General features: G+C 64.4%; 9 protein-coding genes. 6 read left to right on the top strand and 3 right to left on the bottom strand.

The features are described 5' to 3' along the window. Together ACXJL8_RS28450 and ACXJL8_RS28445 are read left to right on the top strand one after the other, a co-directional pair. The coding region (locus tag ACXJL8_RS28450) for a DapH/DapD/GlmU-related protein (protein WP_456685991.1) at positions 1-844 on the top strand (844 nt) is incomplete at its 5' end. A gap of 45 nt (positions 845-889) precedes the next feature. Continuing rightward, the gene (locus tag ACXJL8_RS28445) at positions 890-1075 is read left to right on the top strand and encodes a hypothetical protein (RefSeq protein WP_456618940.1); all 186 of its coding nucleotides are present in this window, start codon (positions 890-892) and stop codon (positions 1073-1075) included. A 9-nt stretch (positions 1076-1084) separates the two neighbouring features. On the opposite strand, the gene ACXJL8_RS28440 is transcribed toward ACXJL8_RS28445, so the two are convergent. Beyond that, positions 1085-1303 carry a hypothetical protein gene (locus tag ACXJL8_RS28440; RefSeq protein ID WP_456618941.1) on the bottom strand — a complete coding sequence of 73 codons (219 nt, stop codon included), beginning with the start codon at positions 1301-1303 and terminating at the stop codon, positions 1085-1087. Positions 1304-1523: 220 nt separating this feature from the next. Here ACXJL8_RS28440 and glmS point away from each other — a divergent pair, with 220 nt between their 5' ends. The 3 genes from glmS (at position 1524) to ACXJL8_RS28425 (ending at position 5145) form a co-directional block, all read left to right on the top strand. Continuing rightward, the gene (gene glmS, locus ACXJL8_RS28435) at positions 1524-3350 is read left to right on the top strand and encodes a glutamine--fructose-6-phosphate transaminase (isomerizing) (protein ID WP_456685990.1); all 1827 of its coding nucleotides are present in this window, start codon (positions 1524-1526) and stop codon (positions 3348-3350) included. A 79-nt stretch (positions 3351-3429) separates the two neighbouring features. Beyond that, entirely contained in the window at positions 3430-4200 is a 771-nt protein-coding gene (locus ACXJL8_RS28430; RefSeq protein WP_456618943.1) for a DUF502 domain-containing protein, read from the top strand. A gap of 87 nt (positions 4201-4287) precedes the next feature. Next, positions 4288-5145, top strand: a complete 858-nt coding sequence (locus tag ACXJL8_RS28425; protein ID WP_456618944.1) for a DUF1932 domain-containing protein — start codon at positions 4288-4290, stop codon at positions 5143-5145. Between the two features lie 28 nt (positions 5146-5173). On the opposite strand, the gene ACXJL8_RS28420 is transcribed toward ACXJL8_RS28425, so the two are convergent. Continuing rightward, positions 5174-5695 carry an AAA family ATPase gene (locus ACXJL8_RS28420; RefSeq protein ID WP_456618945.1) on the bottom strand — a complete coding sequence of 174 codons (522 nt, stop codon included), beginning with the start codon at positions 5693-5695 and terminating at the stop codon, positions 5174-5176. A 131-nt stretch (positions 5696-5826) separates the two neighbouring features. On the opposite strand from ACXJL8_RS28420, the gene panE reads away from it, so the two are divergent. After that, positions 5827-6756: a 2-dehydropantoate 2-reductase gene (panE, locus tag ACXJL8_RS28415; RefSeq protein WP_456618946.1), complete on the top strand. Its 930-nt coding sequence runs from the start codon at positions 5827-5829 to the stop codon at positions 6754-6756. Here the strand turns inward: panE and ACXJL8_RS28410 are convergent. Continuing rightward, positions 6753-7298: helicase-related protein (locus ACXJL8_RS28410; RefSeq protein WP_456685989.1), on the bottom strand; the 546-nt coding region annotated here is incomplete at its 5' end. The genes panE and ACXJL8_RS28410 overlap by 4 nt on opposite strands.

The raw sequence follows: 7298 nt of genomic DNA, 5'->3' as shown, positions 1-7298 counted from the left end.
GTGCAATGCCGGCGTGATGGCGATCGACGGGCGCCGCGCGCTCGCGATCCTCGAGCGGATCGGCAATGCCAATTCCAAGGGCGAATATTATCTGACGGATGCGGTCGGTATCGTCCGCGAACAGGGATGGGAGTCCGTGGTGATCGAGACCAGCGAGGACGAGGTGCGCGGCATCAACACCAAGGCGCAGCTAGCGGAAGCGGAAGCCGTGATGCAGGCGCGGCTGCGCAAGGCCGCGATGGAGGCCGGCGTCACGCTGATCGCGCCCGAGACCGTATATCTCGCCGCCGATACCGTGTTCGGCAAGGACGTGACCATCGAGCCGTTCGTGGTGATCGGCCCCGGCGTGTCGATCGCCGACGGCACCGTGATCCACTCGTTCTCGCACATCGTCGAGACCAAGCTCGGCAAGAACGTCTCGATCGGCCCCTATGCGCGGCTCAGGCCCGGCACCTCGCTCGGCGACGGCGCGCGCATCGGCAATTTCGTGGAGACCAAGGCGGCGACGCTGGAGGCCGGCGTCAAGGTCAACCATCTCTCCTACATCGGCGACGCCACCGTCGGCGCCAATTCCAACATCGGCGCCGGCACCATCACCTGCAACTACGATGGCTTCAAGAAGCACAAGACCATCATCGGGAAGGGCGCTTTCGTCGGCACCAATTCCTCGCTGGTGGCTCCGGTGAAGATCGGCAATGGCGCCTATATCGGTTCGGGCTCGGTGATCACGCGCGACGTGCCCGACGATGCGATGGCGCTGGAGCGCAATCAGCAGACCATCCGCGAAGGCGGCGCTACGCGCTATCGCGAGCTGAAGACCGGCGGCAAGAAGCCGGAGAAATGAGCAGCCGCGTGCCGGCCCCTGATCGGTGCTGTTAGGGCTGCGCTCGTGGACGACGACTTCATCGACGATATGATCGCATTCCTCGTCAAGCGCGTCATCACGCCGCCGGGACAATGGGTGCTGGAACAGTTCGGCGAGCGCCGCCCAAACGAGATCGCGTCGYTGTTCACCGGACTGGCGTTCTGGGCGTTCGTCGTTTTCCTGGTGTTTGCCCTGGTGCTGGGGTGGTAGGGCCTTCCGCTATTGGTCGTCGGAGAATTCCGAGAAGATCGCGCGGGTCAGGCGCCAGCCGCGCGGCTTGGCACGCTTGGCCGGTTCGCCGGCGGCGTGCTTGACGAAGACGGGCTTGTTTTCCCTGCCGCGCTGGGGTGGCGGCCAGTGGGCGAGGTGCGTGCCCGAGGTCTCGCTGGCGCTCATATACCTCGATGACAGACCTTTGCGGTCGGACGAGCCTTTCATGGCCTTGATCTCCTTGATGGGAATCGTTGGCCAAATTTATTGACAGCGAGTTAATGTGCGGGGTTAAAGGCCGGCCAAATCGACGCACGTTAGGGCTACCACCATTTGGTGCTGTCGCAATCCGCAATAATTGTTGAGTATCCGGTTCGTTGCGAACTTCGATAGAAACCGAGCGCGTCGTTTAGGCGATTTTTCGACGATTTGGGGGATATTGATCCGCATGTGCGGGATTGTCGGCATTCTCGGGCGCGAGCCGGTTGCAGAGCAATTGGTGGATTCGCTCAAACGTCTCGAATATCGCGGTTATGACTCCGCGGGCGTCGCCACGCTCGAAGGCAAGCATCTCGAGCGCCGCCGCGCCGAGGGCAAGCTGAAGAATCTGGAGAAGCGGCTGGAAGCCGAGCCGCTGAAGGGCACCACCGGCATCGGTCACACCCGCTGGGCCACCCACGGCAAACCGACCGTGCACAACGCCCACCCGCATGCGACCGAGCGCGTCGCCGTCGTCCACAACGGCATCATCGAGAATTTCCGCGAGCTGCGCGAGGAGCTCGAGAAGAAGGGCACGGTGTTCCACACCGAGACCGACACCGAGATCGTGCTGCATCTCGTCGACGATCTGCTGACGCGCGGCAACAAGCCCGTCGAAGCGGTGAAGCTGACGCTGGCGCGGCTGCGCGGCGCCTTCGCGCTCGGCTTCATCTTCGCCGGCGAGGACGATCTGATGATCGGCGCCCGCAACGGCCCGCCGCTCGCGATCGGCTATGGCAACGGCGAGATGTATCTCGGCTCCGACGCCATCGCGCTCGGCCCGTTCACCGACACGATCAGCTATCTCGAGGATGGCGACTGGGTCGTCCTGACTCACACCAGCGCTGATATCTTCGACAAGGGCGGCCACACCRTCCAGCGCGACAAGATCAAGCACGCCGCCTCGACCTCGCTGGTCGACAAGGCCAACTACCGCCACTTCATGGCGAAGGAGATCCACGAGCAGCCGGAAGTGGTCGGCCACACCCTGGCGCGCTATGTCGACATGGCGACCGAGCGCGTCTCGCTGCCGGTCAAGCTGCCGTTTGACTTCAAGACCATCCAGCGCATCAACATCACCGCCTGCGGCACCGCGAGCTATGCCGGCTTCGTCGCAAAATACTGGTTCGAGCGCTTTGCGCGCGTGCCGGTCGAGGTCGATGTCGCCTCCGAATTCCGCTATCGCGAGGCGCCCTTGCGCAAGGGCGATCTGGCGATCTTCATCTCGCAATCGGGCGAGACCGCCGACACCCTGGCGGCGCTGCGCTACGCCAAGGATCAGGGCGTGCATACGGTGGCCGTCGTCAACGTGCCGACCTCGACGATCGCGCGCGAGAGCGAGACCGTGCTGCCAACGCTCGCCGGGCCCGAGATCGGCGTTGCCTCGACCAAGGCCTTCACCTGCCAGCTCATGGTGCTGGCAAATCTTGCAATCGCGGCCGGCAGGGGGCGCGGCGAATTGTCCGAGGCGGACGAGACCAAGCTGGTCCACGGCCTCGTCGAGATTCCGCGCCTGATGGCGGCCGCGCTCACCACCGAGCTCCAGATCGAGAAGCTCGCGCGCGAGATCGCGAAGTCGCGCGACGTGCTCTATCTCGGCCGCGGCACCAGCTTTCCGCTCGCGCTCGAGGGCGCGCTGAAGCTGAAGGAAATCTCCTACATCCACGCCGAAGGCTATGCCGCCGGCGAGCTCAAGCACGGCCCGATCGCGCTGATCGACGAGACCATGCCGGTCGTCGTCATCGCGCCTTACGACCGGGTGTTCGAAAAGACCGTCTCGAACATGCAGGAGGTCGCCGCCCGCGGCGGCAACATCATCCTGATGACCGATGCCAAGGGCGCGGCGGAGGCGACCGTCGAATCACTCGTCACCATCGTCATGCCCGACATGGCGGCGGCGTTCACGCCGATGGTTTATGCCGTCCCCGTGCAGCTGCTTGCCTATCATACGGCTGTTATCATGGGCACCGACGTCGACCAGCCGCGCAACCTCGCGAAATCAGTGACCGTGGAATAGGCAGAAGGATCAGGCCGCGCTCTTCCAAAACCTGCTAGAAGACCCTAGCTTGGACCGAAGCGACCGACCTGGAACCCGAATGACCCCCCGCGACGACGCGCCTGCGCCGCTTGATCCCATCCCGGAACCTCATACCGGCCTGATGGGCCGCTTTCGCAATTATTTTCTCACCGGCCTCGTGGTGACGGGGCCGATTGCGATCACCCTGTATCTGGTATGGTGGTTCGTCACCTGGGTCGATGGCGTAGTGCGCCCCTTCGTGCCGTTGGCCTACCGGCCCGAAACCTATTTGCCGTATGTCGTTCCCGGTTGGGGACTGATTGTCGCATTCTTCACGCTGACGCTGGTCGGATTCCTCGCGGCCAACCTGATCGGCCGGACGCTGGTCGATATCGGCGAGACCTTTCTCGGCCGGATCCCGGCCGTGCGCGCCATCTATCGCGGCTTGAAGCAGGTGTTCGAGACGCTGTTCTCGGGCAAGGGCTCGAGCTTCCGGAAGGTCGGCCTGGTCGAGTTTCCCTCGCCGGGCATGTGGTCGATCGTGCTGATCTCGCAGTCGCCGAACGAAGAGGTCGCGCGCAGCCTGCCGGGGCAGGAGGAGCACGTCTCGGTGTTCCTGCCGTGCTCGCCGAACCCGACCACCGGCTTCTTCTTCTACGTGCCCAAGAGCAAGATCGTCGAGGTCGACATGAGCACCGAGGACGCCGCAACGCTGATCATGTCGGCCGGCGTGGTGCAGCCGGGCGCGGCGCCCGACCCGAAGAAGGCCGCGGCGCTCGCCGGCATGGCGAACGCCGCCCGCATCGCCAATGCGGCGGCGCTCAAGCCCCAGCCTGCGAAGGTGGAGTAGGGCCATTCCCGTTTCGGATGGCCGCATTCACCCAAGCACTTTCGTCCTCTGCTAATCTCCCGGTTGAACTTCGACCTGGAGTGCACGATGTCCAAAACCATTGCGATCCTCGCACCCGGCGCCATGGGCAGCGCCGTGGCCCGCCGCCTCAGCGAAAACGGCGCGCGCGTCTTGACGTCGTTGAAGGGGCGCAGCGAGGCGACGCTGAAACGCGCGGCGGATGCCGGCATGGTCGGCGCCGAGGACGACGCGATTGCGGACGCCGACATCATCCTCTCGATTGTGCCGCCGGGCGAAGCCGTGGCTTTGGCCGAACGCCTGGCCGCGCTGATCGTCCGGCGCGCGAAGAAGCCGCTCGTGGTCGATTGCAACGCGGTCAACGTCGATACCGTACAACGGATCGAGGAGATCATCGGCTCGGCACAGGCGCCGTTCGTGGATGGCGGCATCATCGGCTTCCCGCCGCAGCCCGGCGGCAAGAGCCCGGCCTTCTACATGTCCGGCGAGTACGCCAGGGATGCCGCGGTTCTGAAGGATTTCGGTCTCGACGTGCGCATCGTCGAAGGCCCGGTCGGCGCAGCCTCGGCGCTCAAGATGTCCTATGCCGGCATCGTCAAGGGCCTTGCCGGCATCGGCTCGGCCATGGTGATCGCGGCAACCAAGGCCGGCGCGGCCGATGCGCTGCGCGACGAGCTCGCATTGAGCCAGCCCGCGATTCTGGCGCGGCTCGAAGTGGCGCTGCCGGACATGCTTCCAAAAGCCTATCGCTGGGTCGCGGAGATGCGCGAGATTTCCGGCTTTCTTGGCGCCGACCATCCAGCCGCCCAGATCTACGAGGGTTTTGCGCGGTGGTTCGAGCACCTTGCCGAGGACGCGAACGGCGAGGCGGTGGATGCCGGGCTGATGAAGGCATTTGCGGCGAGCATCGCGCAGAAGAAGGCCTAGTCGTCCGGTCTGACGTCACGGCAATGGATCACTTGCCATGCACCAGAACTGAATCCAGGAAACATTGGATGTCCCGGTCGCTTGCGAGCCGCACGACCGGGACGTCCGCGCCATACTGACCACGCTCGGCCTCGATGACAGGCACGCGTTCCGTGTCGTAGCGCCACGCCTCCCGCATCAATTTCCAGTCGAACTGTTCCGGGCACGCCTCGGGCAGGTCGGGCCGCGTCTTGTCGCGATCGAAAGCYGAACGCCAGAGAATGCGCCATTGGCAGAGCCAGCGCGGGCGGTCGATCACGACCAGCGTATCAGCGCGCGCGAGCGTGAGATCGAAGGCAAGCCCCGAGAAGCTGCCATCAACGACCCATTCATCGCCCGCGATCGCTTCAGTGACGCGTGTCCGAAAGCTCGGCTTGTCGGACGGCTTCCAGCCCGGCCGCCAGTAGAGCACGTCGAGATGCACCACCGGCAGCGCGAGCTTTTGCCCGAGCTTCAGGGCGAGGCTCGTCTTTCCGCTTCCCTGGCAGCCAACGACGATGATCCGGCGCATCGCCGCAAGGTTGCATGAAGTCGACCGCGGCGAAAGGGTAGGTCTTCTGAAACGGCTCTGTCCACGTCGTCATTGCGAGGCTCATCTGTTATTGTCTGTGCGGAAGCAGTTCTTCTGCAACGGGAGTTCGAATGAGAGTGCTGGTGATCGGCGCGGGAGCGCTCGGAGGCTATTACGGAGCTTGCCTGGTCCGAGCCGGCGGCGACGTGACCTTTCTGGTGCGGTCCGGGCGGGCCGAGCATTTGCGGCGGAATGGATTGCAGGTCGTGAGCCCGCATGGTGACTTTGCCGTGCAGCCGAAGATCATCCTGGCAAATGATCTCAAGGAGCCGTTCGACGTCGTGCTCGTCGGGGTGAAATCCTATTCGCTCGACGATGCGATGGCCCAGTTTGCCCCGGCAGTTGGCGCCAACACGATGATTTTGCCGATACTCAACGGGTTGAAACATATCGACGCTCTGACCGCGCGGTTCGGCGCGACGCGCGTTCTCGGCGGGTTGGCGAACGTCAGTGCCGGCCTCGATGCGGATGGTCGTGTCGTTCAGTTCATGGCCAATCAGACGATCGTCTTCGGCGAGATCAAGGGTTCGTTGAGCGAGCGTGCGCTCGCGTTGGAGGCGCTGCTCCAGGTCTCGGGTATTGATGTGCGCGCCAGCGAAGCGATCATGCAGGACATGTGGGAGAAGTTCGTCCAGCTCAGCACGCTGGCCGGCATCACCTGCCTGATGCGCGCGAGTATCGGAGACATTTTGGCCGTGCCGAACGGCGAACAGTCCATTTTTCGGTTATTCGCGGAATGCTGCACCGTTGCGACGGCTTCGGGGTTCGAGCCGCGCGCTCCGTTCATCGAGTTTGACCGAAAGCTTTTCACGACCCTGGACTCGCCGCTCAAGGCCTCGATGCTGCGGGACATCGAACGCGGTTCGATCACCGAGGCAGAACATATCCTCGGCGATATGGCCAATCGGGCCCGTACGCTGGGCATCGACACGCCCTTGCTGGATCTCGCCCGCGCGCATGTGGCGGCCTATGAAGTCGGACGCCAAAGAGCCGCGAGCTAACCCGCTCCGATCAGCGGGATCGCCTCATCGCGCTCATAGAGATAGAGCAGGCACCGCAGCGCCTCGCCGCGCTCGCCCTTGAGCTTCGGATCGTCCTTCATGATGCGCAGCGCCTCGTCGCGGGCCTGCGTGATCAGCTGGCCGTGCACTTCGGAGCGCGCGATACGGTAGCCGGGCAGGCCGCTCTGGCGCACGCCCAGCACGTCGCCTTCGCCGCGCAGCTTCAGGTCCTCCTCGGCGATGCGAAAGCCGTCGGTGGTCTCGCGGATCACCTTCAGCCGCGCCTTCGACATCTCGCCGAGCGGCTCCGAGTAGAGCAGCAGGCAGGTCGAGGCTTCCGAGCCGCGCCCGATGCGCCCGCGGAGCTGGTGCAGTTGCGCAAGTCCAAACCGCTCGGCGTTCTCGATCACCATGATGGTGGCGGCCGGCACGTCGACGCCGACCTCGACCACGGTGGTCGCGACCAGCAGCCCGATCTCGTGCGCGGCGAACTGCGCCATCACCCGGTCCTTTTCAGTGCCCTTCATCTGGCCGTGGACGAG

This window comes from Bradyrhizobium sp. P5_C11_2 (assembly GCF_054049755.1).
The sequence above is the reverse complement of the archived record's forward strand: the minus strand, read 5'-3'. Positions and strand labels throughout refer to the sequence as shown.

What these genes read in the sequence shown, in the direction of transcription:
- ACXJL8_RS28440 (WP_456618941.1), bottom strand. Translation starts at nt 1,303, where the DNA reads ATGAAAGGCTCGTCCGACCGCAAAGGTCTGTCATCGAGGTATATGAGC.
- ACXJL8_RS28430 (WP_456618943.1), top strand. Translation starts at nt 3,430, where the DNA reads ATGACCCCCCGCGACGACGCGCCTGCGCCGCTTGATCCCATCCCGGAA.
- ACXJL8_RS28425 (WP_456618944.1), top strand. Translation starts at nt 4,288, where the DNA reads ATGTCCAAAACCATTGCGATCCTCGCACCCGGCGCCATGGGCAGCGCC.
- panE (WP_456618946.1), top strand. Translation starts at nt 5,827, where the DNA reads ATGAGAGTGCTGGTGATCGGCGCGGGAGCGCTCGGAGGCTATTACGGA.